Source organism: Pseudomonas deceptionensis (genome assembly GCF_900106095.1).
In the GTDB taxonomy this organism is placed as follows: Bacteria; Pseudomonadota; Gammaproteobacteria; order Pseudomonadales; family Pseudomonadaceae; genus Aquipseudomonas; species Aquipseudomonas deceptionensis.
On sequence record NZ_FNUD01000002.1, the window covers coordinates 1,407,114 to 1,423,431 of the forward strand.

Here is a 16,318-nt window from a genome sequence, read left to right on the forward strand (position 1 = left end):
GCTCCCACAAAAACTGCAGTGTTTTTAGAAGTTCAAGCTAACCCCGATATTGGCTCCCTGCTGAGCCACGCCATCACTCTTCCTCACGTTATAAGCCGCCTGCAGCATAAGGTCGGCGGTCAGCCTGTGGCTGACCCCCAGACTGATGCGGTCAAGGTTGCTTTGCGGTGTGTAGCCTTCGAGCTTGAAACTGTTGCTGGGCAGGCTGTTGAGCGCAATGCTCAGGCGCTGAGTGGCATCCTGGAACTCATGCTCATGGGCGGCCTCGCCAAACACCCGGGTCTGCGCAGTGAACTGGTAGCTGGCGAGCAAGCCCGCGCCAAGACGACTTGAAACGAGTGTCTGCTCTTCGAAATTCAATGCGGTCGAGCGCCGTCCTTTTTCTTCATAGCGATTAACCTCTACTCGCGAGTAGTCGGCACTGATAAAAGGCGACAGATGCCACGGAGCCGAGGCCTGTGCGATGTCATAACCCAGGCGTGTGCTCAATGCCCGCAGGTGGCCGTCGGTTTGTCCTTTCTCCATGCCTTCGCTGGCGCCAAGGGCGAATTTTCGATTGAGGTCGTCGTAATCCAGTCTGCCCAGGGTCAGCGCGACATCACCCCACCAATGATTGTGTTGGTATTGCGCAAATACGCTGCCCAGATAGCTATTGAGTTTGTAGTCCGATTCGTGGGCGCCCGTTTCGAGGCGTTGCCGGTAAAGTCCGGTCGCAACGCCCAGTCGCCAGTGTTCATCCAGTCGATAGCTGGTGCCGATATTGACGTTAAAGCCTCTGCCATCAGCCCTGACAGAAGTGTTCTGCTCGTCAATATTCAAGCGTTGCCCACCCCCCGCGACGAACGCTCGCCATTGCCCGGCAGCTTGCCATTGACGGTTGTCGCTGCCCCACTGATTGCGCAGTTGGTCCTGGTGGGCGTTCAGCGTGCCTTGTGCCATCACGGGTAACAGCGTCACCTCCCACGGGGCGGCCAGCAATGAGTGGGCATAGTCGGCGATTAACCGTTGCCCTGCTTCGGTGGGGTGGACCGAGTCGTTGAACAACAGCCTGGACGGGTCGGGGGTTGGGCTGCTGATACCGTACTGCGGGTTTTCCGTGCATTCGTCACCGCTGAAGCAGGTGCCCACGAGGTTGTGCCCGGTGGCCAGGCCAAAACGGGAGGGATCGGAGACCGCTTCCCGGAACAGGAGCGGGATATTGAGGGGGATGACTTCGGCATCTATCTGGCTGAGTTGATGGGCCAGTTCGGTGTTGAACACCGCGCTGAGGTAGCTGCTGCCGGCCTGTGCAGGTGTGCCGTAAAGGGCCGGGGTCAGGCCCAAGTCAGGCAGTAGCCAGACCATGATGTAACGCGCCCCGGCCTGTTGCAGGGCGAAGGCGCTGTCTGACAGCCTTTGCGCGGCTTTTCCGGCCTCAGCGGGAGTTCTTACCCGCTCCTGAAGGAAGTCGTTACCGCCGCCAGAGATGAAATACAGCGCCTTGGGGTCAGCCTTGAAGCCGTTTTCCACAAGGTAGCCACGTTTGCTGCGCAGTACGTAGCCGCCGACGAAAGACCAGTCATCAGGCAAGGCGACCTTTGACTCGTTCGTGATGGATTTGAAAATCTGATCTGTTCGGTAGCCGCCGACCGCCCAGTTGTTGCCATCGGGCTCGCCTGTGAGAGCGTTGCCCGGCGATGTGGACGGCGCCAGATCGCCGCGTGCGATGCCCAGTTTTGCTCCCAGCAGCATCGGAGCTACTGCTGCGTAGGCTTCCTGCTTGTAGGTGGGGCCGGTGCGATTGGTGAAGCGCATGCCACTGCCAGTATCTGGATATTGCCCCGAGTCACTCAAGCTGTCGCCGAACACGATCATCGTGGAGTAGGGAGCAGGGGTCGCAAAGGCGCGTTCGCTAACGAAGGACAAAATGCATCCCGCCAGGGGGATGAGTAGTGAAAGTCTGCGCATGAGAGGGTCTTTTTTATTGTTGGGAGCGCGGACATTATCAAAACAATTAGTATTAAATGTTTCGTGATAAATAAAGACACAAAGTATTGTCCGTATGTTTTACCCCGTATTTGCTGCCCCGTGTTGCGCCTTCTGCGAGGCTACGTTACTGTGCCGGGACGTAGAAATGAGACCCTTCCTGTGTTGATCATCAGCAAACTCTTTATGCGAGTTGTTAAGGCCCACGGCCGTTGGCGTTGGCGCGCCTAATATTTCTCTGCCGGCCCCGCCGGACCTGCCCCCTGCGTTTTCTTGAATGGCTTCCCCTCGGTTGGTGTGCTCAAACCAGCAACTGAAACTGCGGGCATAGAGTTCTGAAAACAGTTTTGAATGTCAGTGAATTCAGAGGTTTAGCAACATGCTGCTGATGATCGATAATTACGACTCTTTTACTTACAACGTTGTGCAGTACCTCGGCGAGCTGGGTGCAGAGGTCAAGGTTGTACGCAACGATGAATTGACCGTGGCCCAGATCGAAGCGCTCAAGCCTGAGCGCATTGTGGTCTCGCCCGGCCCCTGCACGCCGAACGAGGCGGGTATTTCCCTCGAAGTCATCAAGCACTTTGCCGGCAAGCTGCCGATCCTGGGCGTATGCCTGGGCCATCAGTCCATCGGCCAGGCTTTCGGCGGTGATGTGGTGCGTGCCCGGCAAGTGATGCACGGCAAGACCAGCCCGGTTTATCACCTCGATACAGGGGTATTCCAGGGCCTGAACAATCCGCTGACCGTGACCCGCTACCACTCGCTGGTGGTCAAGCGTGAAACCTTGCCGGACTGTCTGGAACTCACCGCCTGGACTCAGCTTGAAGATGGCTCTGTGGACGAAATCATGGGCCTGCGCCACAAGACGCTGAACATCGAAGGGGTGCAATTTCACCCTGAATCGATCCTGACCGAACAAGGTCATGAATTGTTTGCCAACTTTCTTAAACAAACCGGCGGCACGCGCTAAGGACTTTTTATGGATATCAAGACTGCCCTGAGCCGTATCGTCGGTCATCTGGACCTGAGCACCGATGAAATGCGCGATGTGATGCGCGACATCATGACCGGTCAATGCACCGAGGCGCAGATTGGCGCGTTCATGATGGGCATGCGCATGAAGAGCGAAAGCATCGACGAGATCGTCGGTGCCGTCACTGTCATGCGCGAGCTGGCTGACAAGGTTGAACTCAAGACCCTCGATGGCGTGGTCGACATTGTGGGTACCGGTGGTGATGGCGCGAATATTTTCAACGTGTCGACGGCTTCGGCCCTGGTGATTGCCGCGGCGGGCTGCACGGTGGCCAAGCATGGCAACCGCGCTGTCTCGGGCAAAAGCGGCAGCGCCGACTTGCTGGAAGCGGCCGGTGTGTACCTGAACCTGACCCCGGTTCAAGTCGCCCGTTGCATCGACAGCGTGGGCATCGGTTTCATGTTTGCCCAGTGTCATCACGGCGCCATGAAACACGCGGCTATCCCGCGTCGCGACCTTGGCCTGCGAACCCTGTTCAATATGCTTGGCCCGCTTACGAATCCGGCCGGTGTGTTGCATCAAGTGGTCGGCGTGTTCAACCAGGCACTGTGCCGGCCATTGGCTGAAGTGTTGCAGCGCTTGGGCAGCAAGCACGTGTTGGTGGTGCATTCCCAGGACGGGCTGGATGAGTTCAGCCTGGCCGCGCCTACCTATGTTGCAGAGCTGAAGAACGGCGAAATCACCGAGTATTGGGTTCAGCCTGAAGACTTGGGGATCAAGAGCCAAAGCCTGTTCGGTCTGGTGGTCGACAGCCCGGAGCAGTCGCTGGAGCTGATTCGCGATGCGCTGGGTCGTCGCAAAACTGAAGCGGGCCAGAAAGCCGCTGAAATGATCGTACTCAATGCGGGCGCCGCCTTGTACGCCGCGGACCTTGCCTACACTCTCAAAGAGGGTGTGGAGTTGGCCCACGACGCGCTGCACACCGGATTGGCCCGTGAGAAGCTCGAAGAGCTGGGCGCATTTACCACGATTTTCAAGCAGGAGAATGAAGCATGAGTGTGCCAACCGTTCTGGAAAATATTCTGGCGCGCAAGGTTCAAGAGGTTGCCGAGCGTAGCGCGCGCGTGAGCCTGGCTGAACTTGAACGTCTGGCGGCTCAGGCCGATCCTGTCCGTGGCTTTGCCAGCGCCTTGCTGGCGCAGGCCAAGAAAAAGCAGCCTGCGGTGATTGCCGAAATCAAAAAGGCATCGCCGAGCAAAGGTGTGATTCGCGAGCACTTCGTCCCTGCCGAAATTGCCAAAAGTTACCAGTCGGGCGGCGCGACGTGCCTGTCCGTGCTGACCGACATCGATTACTTCCAGGGCGCTGATGCGTACCTGCAACAGGCACGTGCTGCCTGTACCTTGCCGGTGATTCGCAAGGATTTCATGATCGATCCGTATCAAATCGTCGAAGCCCGTGCCTTGGGCGCCGATTGCGTGCTGTTGATCGTGTCCGCCCTGGACGACGTGAAAATGGCCGAGCTGGCAGCTGTCGCCAAAAGCGTCGGGCTGGATGTGCTGGTAGAAGTGCATGATGGCGATGAACTTGAGCGCGCACTGAAAACTCTCGACACGCCGCTGGTGGGTATCAACAACCGCAACCTGCACACGTTTGAAGTCAGCCTGGAAACCACACTGGATTTGTTGCCACGTGTGCCGCGTGACCGTCTGGTGATCACCGAGAGCGGAATCCTTAACCGTGCCGATGTTGAACTGATGGAAATCAGCGAAGTGTATTCGTTCCTGGTTGGCGAGGCCTTCATGCGCGCCGAGAACCCGGGTAATGAATTGCAGCGCTTGTTCTTCCCGGAGCGGGCTTTACAGGTAACCGGTTCGACGCTGGACTGACCCGCAAAACTACCTGTGGGAGCGAGCCTGCTCGCGATTGCATCACCGTATTGACCTGATAGACCGCGGCGCCTGCATCGCGAGCAGGCTCGCTTCCACAGTCATTGTTGTTCTGCACTCGAAAGGATTCGCATGCCTCTGATCCAACACCTCACCGTCGAAGCTGGCCTTAAGGCCGAGCAGGATTTGCTGGCCTCGGTTTGTGCCGGTGAAATGGAAGCGGGGGTGTTGTTTTGGCAACCCACGGATCGGGCCTTGGTCATGCCGCGGCGCTTGAGCCGTTTACCGGGCTTTGATCAGGCCAGCGTCGAGCTCGCAGCCAGCGGCTGGCCGATCCTGTTGCGTGAAACGGGCGGCGAGCCTGTTCCTCAGTCGGCCTCGACAATCAACATCGCTCTGGTCTACGCACCTTTGCGCAGTGAAGGCGATCACGGACGTATCGAAACTGCGTACCGGCGCTTGTGCGAGCCTATTTGTGATTTGCTGACACAGTTGGGCGGAGCGGCATCGTTGGGGGAGGTTGAAGGCGCATTTTGTGATGGTCGTTTCAACGTCAATCTAAACGCACGGAAACTGGTGGGCACCGCTCAGCGCTGGCGCCAGAGCCAAGGCGGGCAGCGACCTGTCGGCTTGGTACACGGTGCGTTACTGGTAGAAGACGAGCGTGAGTCGATGGTGGCCGCGGTTAACCGCTTCAATCAGTTGTGTGAACTGGAGCAGCGCTGCCGGGCCGACAGCCATATTGCGTTGCATGAAGTGTTTGCGGCGCCCGACTTCTTTGAGCGCTTGAGTGCCAGTTATCAACAGATCCTGGCGCCCTTGCTAAAGCCTTAACGTGTTCCGAATACCACCATGGTCTTGCCTTTGACGTTTACCAGGTTCTGTTCTTCAAGCCCCTTGAGTACGCGTCCGACCATCTCCCGCGAACAGCCAACGATCCTGCCGATTTCCTGACGGGTGATTTTTATTTGCATGCCGTCCGGATGAGTCATGGCATCGGGTTGCTTGCATAGCTCCAGCAGGCAACGAGCGACCCTTCCCGTGACATCAAAGAACGCCAGATCACCGACCTTGCGCGTAGTGTTGCGCAGGCGCTGTGCTATTTGGCCACTTAGCGCGTAAAGGATCTCAGGTTCTTGCTGAGTATATTCTCTGAATTTTTGATAGTTGATCTCTGCAACTTCGCACTCGGTCTTGGCCCGAACCCATGCACTGCGTGTCTGCTCCTGCCCCGCTTGTTCAAACAGGCCCAACTCGCCGATAAAGTCTCCGGAGTTGAGGTAGGCGATGATCATTTCGCGACCTTCCTCGTCCTCAATCAAAACTGTTACCGAGCCTTTGATAATGAAGAACAGGGTGTGCGAGGACTCGCCGGCGCAGATGATATTGCTCTTGGCCGGGTAGCGCTTGCGCTGGCAATGAGTCAAAAATTTGTCGAGGTTCTTAATCTTTGGTATGGGAGTAAGGGCAACCATGGTTGTATCCCGAAAGCTTGCACAGTAAGGGGTTGGATCTATTTTTATATAGAGCGCTTGCTGGCAGGCGCCAGCGATTTGGCGCCAGCTTACCAGACAGGTTCTACGGGGTTTGTAGAATTTTCTGGGCGTGCTGTTAGAGAAACGCTTCAGTGCAGCGAGTTATCGATTTCGGACCCTGTGCTAAGCTGGCGCCCCTTTTAAAACACTGGAGTCTGGGCGATGAAGGCACGCATTCAATGGGCTGGTGAAGCCATGTTTCTAGGCGAATCAGGCAGTGGTCACGTTGTTGTGATGGATGGCCCGCCTGAAAGTGGCGGTCGCAATCTGGGTGTACGCCCGATGGAAATGCTGTTGCTGGGGCTCGGTGGTTGCAGCAACTTTGACGTTGTCAGCATCCTGAAGAAGTCGCGTCAGGCAGTTGAGAGCTGCGAAGCCTTTCTGGAAGCCGAGCGCGCCACTGAAGATCCAAAGGTATTCACCAAGATCCACCTGCACTTTGTGGTCAAGGGCCGCGGTCTGAAAGAAGCCCAGGTCAAACGTGCCATCGAGCTGTCGGCCGAGAAGTATTGCTCGGCGTCGATCATGCTGGGCGCAGCAGGTGTGGTCATCAGTCATGACTATGAAATTGTTGAGTTGGCGTGAGTGGACATTCAATTTTCATAAATGCGATGCAGACTCTGGCGGACAGTCGCTGACGTCTGCATAATGCGCCACTTTTTTCAGGGTAGTGGCGGGGGTAATTCCCGGCCGCATGTCCGAACAGATAACCAAAATCGCCATCGCGAAGAGGTGTTAACCGTCCTACGCAGGTGCGTCCTACGCACTTGACGGGCATGCTGGATCACGCGGCCGAGCCGCATCGACATAGAGAGTTTTATAACGGTGAAAAGCAAACTCAAGCTCCACGGGTTCAATAACCTGACAAAGACCTTGAGCTTCAACATCTATGACATCTGTTATGCGGAAACCCCGCAAGACCAGCAGGCATACGTTGAGTACATCAATCAAGAGTACGACGCAGAACGCCTGACGCAGATCCTTACAGATGTGGTTGATATCATTGGTGCCAACATCCTGAACATCGCCCGTCAGGATTACGATCCCCAAGGTGCCAGTGTGACTATTCTGATTTCCGAGCAGCCGGTGATTCCTACCGAAAGCCAGATCGAAGAGTCCCCAGGTCCGCTGCCCGAGACCATCCTGGCTCATCTCGACAAAAGTCATATCACGGTTCATACCTATCCGGAGATTCACCCGGTGGACGGTATTGCAACATTCCGCGTGGATATTGATGTGTCGACATGCGGCGTTATTTCACCGCTTAAAGCTCTCAACTATCTGATCCATCAGTTTGATTCGGATATCGTGACTGTCGACTACCGCGTACGTGGGTTCACCCGTGACGTGGAAGGTAAAAAGCACTTTATCGATCACGAGATCAATTCGATCCAGAACTACCTCTCCGAAGACACCCGCGACGGTTACCAGATGACCGACGTGAATGTGTATCAAGAGAACCTGTTCCACACCAAGATGCTGCTCAAGGAGTTCGAACTGGATAACTACCTGTTCGGCGATGCGACCAGCAATCTGTCGGTTGAACAGCGCGCACAGGTCACTGAGCGTGTGAAGCACGAAATGCTGGAGATTTTCTACGCTCGCAACATGGCGTAAATTTTCGGCAACAAAAAAGGCGGCTAACCGAGAGGTAGCCGCCTTTTTTATGGCCTGTGTCAGATGCGGTACGTGCTTTTGGTCATGACCTTGGCCATCAGGCTCATGCCGAACTTGACCGGGGCAGGGAAGCGGTAGCCGCCAGCATTAAGGGCTGACTCGGCATGCAGCTCCTCGTCGATGCGCATTTGCTCAAGAATCGCCCGCGACTTTTCATCGTCAGCCGGCAGTTGTTCAAGATGCTCGTTCAGATGCTTGCATACCTGATCTTCGGTCGCGGCCACGAACCCCAGGCTGACCTTGTCGCTAATCAGCCCCGCTGCGGCACCGATCCCGAAGGACAGGCCGTAAAACAACGGGTTCAGGACGCTGGGATGGCTACCCAATTGGCGGATACGCTGTTCGCACCACGCCAGGTGGTCGATTTCTTCTTCCGCGGCATGTTCCATGGCTTCGCGTGTGTGCGGCAGCTTGGCGGTCAAGGCCTGGCCTTGATACAAGGCTTGTGCGCAGACTTCGCCGGTATGGTTGATACGCATCAGCCCGGCAACATGGCGGGTAGCCTTTGGGTCCAGCTGGGTCTCGGGCTTGACGATGGCCGGCGATGGGCGATGGGGCTGGCCGCTGAACGGCAGCAAGGTGCGCAAGGCGGTATCGGCCTGTAACAGAAGACGGTCAATCGGCGAGTAGTGACGTTGGGTAGTCATGCTTACCTCCGGAAAAAATCACGGGGGCCAGTTTACCCCAATCGGGCGGGCGGGGTTTGCGTTGGATCATCTGTGAGCGTGGGAGCGATGGCTCCCACGGGGGATCTGATTGCCAATCAGCCCGGAGGCCAGTTCATCTGGCGCTGACCCAGCACGTGCATATGAATGTGGTAGACCGTTTGGCCGCCCTTTTCATTACAGTTCATCACCACGCGGAAACCGTCGTCGCAGCCCAGTTCTTTGGCAAGACGTTGCGCAGTGAACAGGATGTGGCCGGCCAGCGGTTTGTCTTCTTCGGTCAAATCGTTAAGCGTGCGGATCGGCTTTTTCGGAATGACCAGAAAGTGGATCGGTGCTTGTGGGGCGATATCGTGAAACGCGAGCACTTGATCATCTTCATAGATGATCTTGGCGGGTATTTCACGGTTGATGATCTTGGTGAACAGAGTATCCAAAGCTGTGTCTCCGTGAGTGAAGTCCGGTTTGAGTGTACTCAGGGCAGTGAGTTACGCCCAGCCTCGTTAACGAGGGCAGTAGGATTTGTTAACCGAAGCGGCTATTTTTCGCGTCATCCAGCGCGAAAGCATTCGCGGGATGCGGGTTATCCATCGATTGCGTCGCCCCGGAATGATGATCGCCTTGTTTTTATCCAGCGCGCGCACGGTATAGAGCGCAACTTCTTCGGGGGTCATGGCGCTGGCGCTTTGCTTGATGGCGTCGGTGTTCATTTTGGCTGCATCAAAAAAGCGGGTCCGGGTGATGCCGGGGCACAGTACCGAGACCTTGATACCGGTCTTCTTTACTTCTTCGCGCAAACCTTCGGAAAAGTGCAGGACATACGCTTTACTGGCGAAGTAGGTGCTCAGCCATGGCCCGGGCTGAAAGGCTGCGATCGAGGAGACATTGAGGATCTGACCGCCGCCCTGAACCGCCATCATGTTGCCGATGGCATGGCACAAACGGGTGAGCGCCAGAACGTTGAGTTCGATCAGGTCTTGTTCCGCGCTCCAGTCGTGGGCCAAGAAGGGGCCGCAGGTGCCGATGCCCGCGCAATTGACCAGCAAGTCGATCTGACGATCGCCTTCCTCAAGCTCCAGCAGAAAGCCGGACAGACGCAAGGGCTCGCCCAGGTCACAGGCGCGGAACAGCACTTCGACACCAAAACGCTGGGTCAGCTCTAGCGCGATGGTTTCCAGCGCATCCCGCTGGCGGGCCACCAAAATCAAACTGCGCCCGCGTCGGGCAAGGGCCTCAGCCAGGGCCAGACCAATGCCGCTGGAAGCGCCAGTGATTAAAGCGTAACGGGTCATGCTGTTCTCCATTGCAACGGTACAGTCCGGTGACAATGATGTCCCTGGCGTTAACGCGTTCATTTAGACGGGCAGTCTACAGGCTGTTGCCGTTGGCTGCGTTGATCAACGCAGTCAGGAGGCCCAAAGCAAATACAGCGATCATTGCGCAGATGCTCAGCCCAAACAAAAAGATGGTGATCGAGGCCAGTATGTTGACTGCACGGCTGTTCGGCGGTGGCGGCGGGCCGTACTTGTTGGGGCCGGGTGTGCCGGGCATTAACAGCATCATGAGGGACAGGACCAGATTGGCCACGGGTACCAAGTGCAGCAACAGCATCCATGCCGACCAGTTGAGGTCATGCAGGCGCTGGGCACTTATTCGCAGGCTGACAATGAAATAGACAAGGGTGAGCGTTGCGCCACAGGTGATGCCAAGCGTGGGGGAAACCTTGACGGCGAGCAGAACCAGAAGTGCGGTCACCGAGGCGATGAGCGTGACGACCATGCTCCAGGCCAGCAGCCGTAAGCGCCCGATTCGGCCGCTAAACCCGACTGGCTCCAGCGGCCCGTAGTTTTCTTGAGGTGTTTTGTCCAGGCTAAGCTCGGGCATAGGGCTTCCTTGTCCGCAGATGTTTAAAAAAGCCCGCCGAAAAAGGCGGGCTTCGCAGTATCAGTGATGAGGCCAATACGCAGAAAGCCCGGAGGCGAGGCTTTGCGCTTTTCGGTACTCCTCGTCCAGGCGTGCGATCAATTGGTCTGTTGTCGGCAGGTCGTGAATGCCCCCTACACCTTGACCGGCAGACCACACCGTTTTCCAGGCTTTGGCTTCATCTGTCAGCGGCTTGAGCTTGGTTTCACCTTTACCTTGAAGTGCGTCGAGGTCGAAGCCCGCGTTTTCAAGGCTCTGGCGCATGAAGCTGGCGGGCACGCCCGAGACTGCCGGGGTGTGGATGATATCGGCGGCGCGCGATGCCAGCAGCATGTCTTTATAAGCGTCAGGAGCATGGCTCTCTTGGGTCGCAATAAAACGTGTGCCGAGATAGGCAAGGTCTGCGCCCAGAATTTGAGCTGCCAAAATTTCGTGGCCGTGATTCAGGCAGCCGGACAGGAGCACGGTCTTGTTGAAGAACTGACGGATTTCGGCCAGCAGTGCAAAGGGGCTCCAGGTGCCTGCATGGCCACCGGCGCCTGCGGCAACGGCAATCAGGCCATCGACACCGGCTTGTGCAGCTTTTTCAGCATGGCGTCGGGTGGTGACATCGTGGAACACCAGGCCGCCATAGCTGTGTACGGCATCAACCACTTCTTTGACTGCGCCCAGGCTGGTGATGACGATGGGTACCTTGTGTTCTATGCAGATCGCCAGGTCAGCCTGCAGCCGTGGATTGCTGTTATGCACAATCAGGTTCACGGCGTAGGGCGCGGGGTTATCCAGAATGGCGAGCCCGGCTTCTATTTCTTCAAGCCATGCCTTGAAACCACTGCTCTCGCGTTGGTTGAGCGCTGGGAAGCTTCCCACGACCCCGTTACGGCAGCAGGCCAGAACGAGCTGAGGGTTGGATATCAGAAACATGGGCGCTGCCACTACCGGCAGGCGCAAGCGTTGTTCAAGCAGGGCAGGCAGTGACATTGGATAACCTCGGATCGTCAGGAAGTGAGTTTAAAACGGTTTGACCACGGCCAGAATTACGATCGCCAGCAGAAATACGACCGGCACTTCGTTGAACCAGCGGTAGAACACATGTGTGCGCTTGTTTTCGCCACGGGCAAAGCGTTTTACCTGTGCGCCGCACATGTGGTGATAGCCGATCAACAGGACTACCAGAGTCAACTTGACGTGCATCCAGCCCTGGCTGAAGTAGCCGCTTGGGTTGAGGCTGATCAGCCAGCCACCGAAGATCAGGGTCGCGATCATTGCCGGGCCCATGATGCCGCGATACAGCTTGCGCTCCATGATGCTGAATCGTTCTTTACTGACGGCATCCTCGCTTTGTGCGTGGTAAACAAAGAGGCGAGGCAAGTAAAAAAGGCCAGCAAACCAGCAGACGATGCTGATGATGTGGAAGGCTTTGAGCCATAGATAAAGCATTTTTAGTTATTCCCAGGTTCACGGTAGATCAAATAGTAGTAGTAGAGCGCCTGCGAGTCACCTTGGCGGTTGTCGCAGAGGCGTGGTGTCCCTATTATCGAGGGCTTTCCAGTGGGTTCGTTGAGGGCAGGTTATGGTCAAGGTCGGTATTGTCGGCGGCACGGGTTACACCGGGGTCGAATTGCTGCGTTTGCTGGCACAGCATCCGCAGGCTGAAGTGGTTGTCATTACTTCGCGATCCGAGGCTGGCCTGCCAGTGGCCGATATGTATCCCAACCTGCGCGGTCACTACGATGGCCTGGCCTTCAGCGTGCCTGATACCCAGGCATTGGCTGCTTGCGATGTGGTGTTCTTTGCCACACCCCATGGCGTAGCCCATGCACTGGCCGGTGAGCTGCTGGATGCAGGCACCAAGGTGATCGATCTCTCAGCCGATTTCCGGTTGCAGGACGCTGATGAGTGGGCCAAGTGGTACGGCCAGCCCCATGGTGCGCCGGAGCTGCTGGACGAAGCGGTATACGGCCTGCCGGAAGTCAATCGCGAGCAGATTAAACAGGCGCGCCTGATCGCGGTACCGGGTTGCTATCCAACCGCAACACAATTGGGTTTCCTGCCTCTGCTGGAAGCTGGATTGGCGGACACGTCGTTGCTGATAGCTGACTGCAAGTCGGGCGTAAGCGGTGCTGGCCGTGGCGCAAGCGTAGGTTCGCTATACGCAGAAACGTCCGAAAGCATGAAGGCGTACGCGGTTAAAGGTCATCGCCATTTACCAGAAATTCGCCAGGGGCTGCGTCGTGCTGCTGGTAAAGATGTGGGCCTGACCTTCGTCCCGCATTTGACGCCGATGATTCGCGGCATCCACTCCACGCTGTACGCCACCGTGGTCGATCGCTCCGTAGACCTGCAGGCACTGTTCGAAAAGCGTTATGCCAACGAGCCGTTTGTTGATGTGATGCCTGCAGGCAGTCACCCGGAAACCCGCAGTGTGCGCGGTGCCAACGTATGCCGTATTGCGGTGCACCGCCCACAGGACGGGGATCTGGTAGTGGTGTTGTCGGTGATCGATAATTTGGTCAAGGGCGCTTCTGGGCAGGCGGTTCAAAACATGAATATTTTGTTTGGCCTGGATGAGCGTTTGGGCTTGTCCCACGCGGGAATGCTGCCTTAACGGCAGTTCCCCGTTTCAAGCGGCAGGCCAGTGGCGTGCCGCTGCTACTTATGAATAGTTGACCGCTTTTCTAGGAGAAGCGGATAATGCGCGTCATCACGCATTATGGCGGCATAGCGCCGGGAGATAGTCAGCATGAGCGTCGAATCCTTCACCCCCATGGCTTTGCAATTCACCGAAGGTGCTGCGCACAAGGTGAAGAGCCTGGTCGATGAAGAGGGTAATGATCGTTTGAAGTTGCGCGTTTTCGTTACGGGCGGCGGTTGTTCCGGTTTTCAGTATGGTTTCACCTTCGATGAAGAAGTGGCCGATGACGACACCATTGTGGAGCGCGAAGGCGTTAGCCTGGTGGTCGATCCAATGAGCTTCCAATACCTGGCAGGAGCCGAGGTGGATTATCAGGAAGGTCTGGAAGGCTCGCGCTTTGTGATCAAGAACCCGAATGCCACCACAACGTGTGGTTGCGGATCGTCGTTCTCGATTTGATTGCGTCGTACAGGCTTTAAACTCAACGCCGCGTCGAATCGCGGCGTTTTGCTGTCCGGGTTTTGTCGGGCAGGATCAGGCGGGGTAGATGGCGCCCAATATACGCAGGCCGCGTGCGCCTGTGACGCTCGGGCGGTTGGTGGGGATGTTTTCCAGGCAGCAGTGCGCCAGCCATGCAAAGGCCATTGCCTCGACCCAGTCGGGGTCAACACCTTTGGCTTGGGTGCTGCTTACTTGGGCGGGAGCCAGCAAGTCTGCCAGTCGGGCCATCAATGCAGCATTGTGTGCTCCGCCGCCGCATACCAGCAGTTCGTCAGTGTTCGGCTGAGCGGCGCGCAGTGACTCTACGATGGTCTGTGCGGTAAGTTCCAGCAGGGTTGCCTGGACATCTTCGGCCGGGAAGGTCGGTAGGTTGAACAGATGCTGTTTTAGCCATGCCAGGTTGAACACCTCGCGCCCGGTGCTTTTCGGGCCTTTGGTCTGGAAGAAGGGATCGCTGAGCAGGGAATTGAGCAGCAGTGGCTCAACCTTGCCGCTGGCAGCCCACTGCCCGTTGCGGTCATACAGTTCGCCGCGTTGCTCTTGTATCCAGGCATCTAGTAAGACATTCCCTGGGCCGCAGTCGAATCCTGCAACGGGAGCATTAGGAGTTATCAGGCTTAGATTGCTGAATCCGCCTACGTTCAGCACGGCCCTGTCCCCGACTTCACCCGTAAACAAGGCCTCGTGGAAAGCTGGAACCAGTGGCGCACCCTGGCCACCGGCGGCCACATCGCGACGACGAAAATCACCTACGACACAAATATTGGTCAGCTCGGCCAACAGTGCCGGGTTCCCGATCTGTACGGTAAAGCCTCGGGCTGGCTCGTGCCGTATGGTCTGGCCATGACTGCCGATCGCCCGGATATCTGTGGGGGAGAGTTGTTGCTGAGCAAGGAGTGCGTTGACGCCCTGTGCGGCCAGCTCGACCCAGTGGTTCTCGGCGATTGCGCTGCGGGCCACTTCGTCATGGCCGCTGGCGCACAATCCCAGGAGCTCGCTACGCAGCGCTTCCGGCATCGGGATGTAATGGGTAGCGAGCAGGGTGATGCCAGGCTCGAGCGCTATAAGGGCAATGTCCATGCCGTCCAGGCTGGTACCGGACATCACACCTATATAGAGGGCCATTGCTTAGCGCTTGCTCGAGGCCAGGAGGGTGGCCTTTTCCTGGTTCATGCGAGCCATCAGTGGCTGGCTTTGCTGCAGGAAGCGGGTGCGTTCAGCTTTGGCAATCGGATCGGACATAGGCAGCTTTTGGCCCAGCGGATCAACGTGTACGCCATTGACCTGGAACTCGTAGTGCAGATGCGGGCCGGTCGAAAGGCCGGTTGTGCCGATGTAGCCAATTACTTGGCCCTGCTTGACCGAGCCGCCGGTCTTGACGCCTTTGGCGAAGCCCTGCATGTGACCGTAAAGCGTGCGGTAGGTGTTGCCGTGCTGAATGATTACGGTGTTGCCGTAGCCGCCACGGCGACCAGCCAGCAGTACTTTTCCGTCGCCGGTGGCTTTGATTGGAGTGCCGCGGGGGGCTGCGTAATCCACGCCTTTGTGAGCGCGGATCTTGTTCAGAATCGGATGCTTGCGACCTGAAGAAAAGCGCGAGCTGATGCGGGCAAAGTCTACCGGGGTGCGGATGAAAGCCTTTCGCATGCTGTTGCCGTCAGCGGTGTAGTAATTGCTGTTGCCTTGCTTGTTGGTGTAGCGAACGGCGGTGAAGGTTTTACCGCGGTTGGTGAAGCGCGCAGAGAGAATGTTGCCAGTGCCTACGGTTTTGCCGTTGATCACTTTCTGCTCATAGATCACTTCGAACTGGTCGCCTGGTCGGATGTCCTGAGCGAAGTCGATGTCGTAGCCAAATACCTTGGCCATATCCATCGTCGTGCTGTGAGGCAGGCCTGCGCGCTGGCCAGAGACGGACAGCGAGCTGCTGATTACGCCATGGGCGTACGCAGTGCGCATGGTCGGTTGTGTGGTGACCCGGCGAAAGGTATAGCCCTTGGCGCTTTTATTGAGGGTTATGGTCTCAAGATCGTTGACCTGACTATGCAGTTTGTTCAGCTGCAAGCCGTCGGGGCTCATCTCAAACTCGAGCTTTTGGCCATGCTTGAGCTGGCTGAATTGCTTGGCTTGCTTGTCGCTGGCCAGTACTTCATGCACGGAGGTAGGTGGCAGGCCAACCTTCTGGAACAAGGTTGAGAGCGTGTCGCCCTTGCTCACGATCACTTCGCGATGGGTAGGTGCGGCTGGTACGTCAGGTTCGACTTTGGCAGTGGCAACCGGTGCGTTGTCCTGCTGTTCAATCTGGGCAAATGGCGATGGATTCGCTTCATTTGTGGCTTGAACGAGCTCGGCAGCGTCTTGATCTTGTGTCAGTTGTTCAGCGGGTGTTTCCAGCTCCAGATTTAGAGTTGTTCTTTTGGCTTCTACTTCGCTGGAGGGAAATACCAGCAAGGCCAAGCTTAAGAGAGCGGCGATACCACTTGCGGCGAGCAGGTGGGTCTTCGGATAAAGCGGTGGCGCTTTAGGCGGTTGACTGGTCATAGATGATTTTGACT

At 57.0% G+C, this 16,318-nt stretch carries 18 protein-coding genes; 8 read left to right on the forward strand and 10 right to left on the reverse strand.

The window, feature by feature from the left end; all coding sequences use genetic code 11:
• Nucleotides 1–24: 24 nt before the first annotated feature.
• Nucleotides 25–1,947, reverse strand: coding sequence for an esterase EstP (gene estP, locus BLW11_RS06305; RefSeq protein WP_048361101.1), 1,923 nt, complete (start codon nucleotides 1,945–1,947; stop codon nucleotides 25–27).
• Between the two features lie 397 nt (nucleotides 1,948–2,344).
• On the opposite strand from estP, the gene BLW11_RS06310 reads away from it, so the two are divergent.
• From BLW11_RS06310 to BLW11_RS06325, 4 genes are all read left to right on the forward strand, one after another.
• The gene (locus BLW11_RS06310; RefSeq protein WP_048361100.1) at nucleotides 2,345–2,938 is read left to right on the forward strand and encodes an aminodeoxychorismate/anthranilate synthase component II; all 594 of its coding nucleotides are present in this window, start codon (nucleotides 2,345–2,347) and stop codon (nucleotides 2,936–2,938) included.
• 9 nt (nucleotides 2,939–2,947) lie between these two features.
• Nucleotides 2,948–3,997: an anthranilate phosphoribosyltransferase gene (trpD, locus tag BLW11_RS06315; RefSeq protein WP_048361099.1), complete on the forward strand. Its 1,050-nt coding sequence runs from the start codon at nucleotides 2,948–2,950 to the stop codon at nucleotides 3,995–3,997.
• A complete protein-coding gene (trpC, locus tag BLW11_RS06320) occupies nucleotides 3,994–4,830 on the forward strand; it encodes an indole-3-glycerol phosphate synthase TrpC (RefSeq protein ID WP_048361098.1) in 837 nt (278 codons plus the stop codon). The genes trpD and trpC overlap by 4 nt, the downstream gene beginning before the upstream one ends.
• A gap of 132 nt (nucleotides 4,831–4,962) precedes the next feature.
• Nucleotides 4,963–5,664, forward strand: a complete 702-nt coding sequence (locus tag BLW11_RS06325) for a lipoate--protein ligase family protein (RefSeq protein ID WP_048361097.1) — start codon at nucleotides 4,963–4,965, stop codon at nucleotides 5,662–5,664.
• Here the strand turns inward: BLW11_RS06325 and crp are convergent.
• Nucleotides 5,661–6,305 carry a cAMP-activated global transcriptional regulator CRP gene (gene crp, locus BLW11_RS06330; RefSeq protein ID WP_048361096.1) on the reverse strand — a complete coding sequence of 215 codons (645 nt, stop codon included), beginning with the start codon at nucleotides 6,303–6,305 and terminating at the stop codon, nucleotides 5,661–5,663. The genes BLW11_RS06325 and crp overlap by 4 nt on opposite strands.
• A 222-nt stretch (nucleotides 6,306–6,527) precedes the next feature.
• On the opposite strand from crp, the gene BLW11_RS06335 reads away from it, so the two are divergent.
• Entirely contained in the window at nucleotides 6,528–6,950 is a 423-nt protein-coding gene (locus tag BLW11_RS06335) for an OsmC family protein (protein WP_048361095.1), read from the forward strand.
• Nucleotides 6,951–7,190: 240 nt separating this feature from the next.
• Nucleotides 7,191–7,982 carry an adenosylmethionine decarboxylase gene (speD, locus tag BLW11_RS06340; protein ID WP_016782404.1) on the forward strand — a complete coding sequence of 264 codons (792 nt, stop codon included), beginning with the start codon at nucleotides 7,191–7,193 and terminating at the stop codon, nucleotides 7,980–7,982.
• A 59-nt stretch (nucleotides 7,983–8,041) separates the two neighbouring features.
• On the opposite strand, the gene coq7 is transcribed toward speD, so the two are convergent.
• From coq7 to hemJ, 6 genes are all read right to left on the reverse strand, one after another.
• Nucleotides 8,042–8,689, reverse strand: a complete 648-nt coding sequence (gene coq7 / locus BLW11_RS06345) for a 2-polyprenyl-3-methyl-6-methoxy-1,4-benzoquinone monooxygenase (RefSeq protein ID WP_048361094.1) — start codon at nucleotides 8,687–8,689, stop codon at nucleotides 8,042–8,044.
• Between the two features lie 116 nt (nucleotides 8,690–8,805).
• Nucleotides 8,806–9,144: a histidine triad nucleotide-binding protein gene (locus BLW11_RS06350; protein WP_048361093.1), complete on the reverse strand. Its 339-nt coding sequence runs from the start codon at nucleotides 9,142–9,144 to the stop codon at nucleotides 8,806–8,808.
• Nucleotides 9,145–9,210: 66 nt separating this feature from the next.
• Nucleotides 9,211–9,999, reverse strand: coding sequence for an SDR family NAD(P)-dependent oxidoreductase (locus BLW11_RS06355; protein ID WP_048361092.1), 789 nt, complete (start codon nucleotides 9,997–9,999; stop codon nucleotides 9,211–9,213).
• A gap of 76 nt (nucleotides 10,000–10,075) precedes the next feature.
• Entirely contained in the window at nucleotides 10,076–10,591 is a 516-nt protein-coding gene (locus BLW11_RS06360) for a DUF805 domain-containing protein (protein WP_048361091.1), read from the reverse strand.
• 60 nt (nucleotides 10,592–10,651) lie between these two features.
• Nucleotides 10,652–11,611: an NAD(P)H-dependent flavin oxidoreductase gene (locus tag BLW11_RS06365; RefSeq protein ID WP_048361090.1), complete on the reverse strand. Its 960-nt coding sequence runs from the start codon at nucleotides 11,609–11,611 to the stop codon at nucleotides 10,652–10,654.
• A gap of 30 nt (nucleotides 11,612–11,641) precedes the next feature.
• Nucleotides 11,642–12,070, reverse strand: coding sequence for a protoporphyrinogen oxidase HemJ (gene hemJ / locus BLW11_RS06370; protein WP_048361089.1), 429 nt, complete (start codon nucleotides 12,068–12,070; stop codon nucleotides 11,642–11,644).
• 133 nt (nucleotides 12,071–12,203) lie between these two features.
• Between hemJ and argC the strand changes: the two genes are divergently transcribed.
• A complete protein-coding gene (argC, locus tag BLW11_RS06375; RefSeq protein WP_048361088.1) occupies nucleotides 12,204–13,238 on the forward strand; it encodes an N-acetyl-gamma-glutamyl-phosphate reductase in 1,035 nt (344 codons plus the stop codon).
• Between the two features lie 135 nt (nucleotides 13,239–13,373).
• Nucleotides 13,374–13,724 carry an iron-sulfur cluster insertion protein ErpA gene (gene erpA, locus BLW11_RS06380; protein ID WP_003444456.1) on the forward strand — a complete coding sequence of 117 codons (351 nt, stop codon included), beginning with the start codon at nucleotides 13,374–13,376 and terminating at the stop codon, nucleotides 13,722–13,724.
• A gap of 75 nt (nucleotides 13,725–13,799) precedes the next feature.
• On the opposite strand, the gene BLW11_RS06385 is transcribed toward erpA, so the two are convergent.
• Both BLW11_RS06385 and BLW11_RS06390 read right to left on the reverse strand, forming a co-directional pair.
• Nucleotides 13,800–14,891, reverse strand: coding sequence for an anhydro-N-acetylmuramic acid kinase (locus tag BLW11_RS06385; RefSeq protein WP_048361087.1), 1,092 nt, complete (start codon nucleotides 14,889–14,891; stop codon nucleotides 13,800–13,802).
• 3 nt (nucleotides 14,892–14,894) lie between these two features.
• Nucleotides 14,895–16,304, reverse strand: coding sequence for a peptidoglycan DD-metalloendopeptidase family protein (locus BLW11_RS06390; protein WP_048361086.1), 1,410 nt, complete (start codon nucleotides 16,302–16,304; stop codon nucleotides 14,895–14,897).
• Nucleotides 16,305–16,318 lie beyond the last annotated feature (14 nt).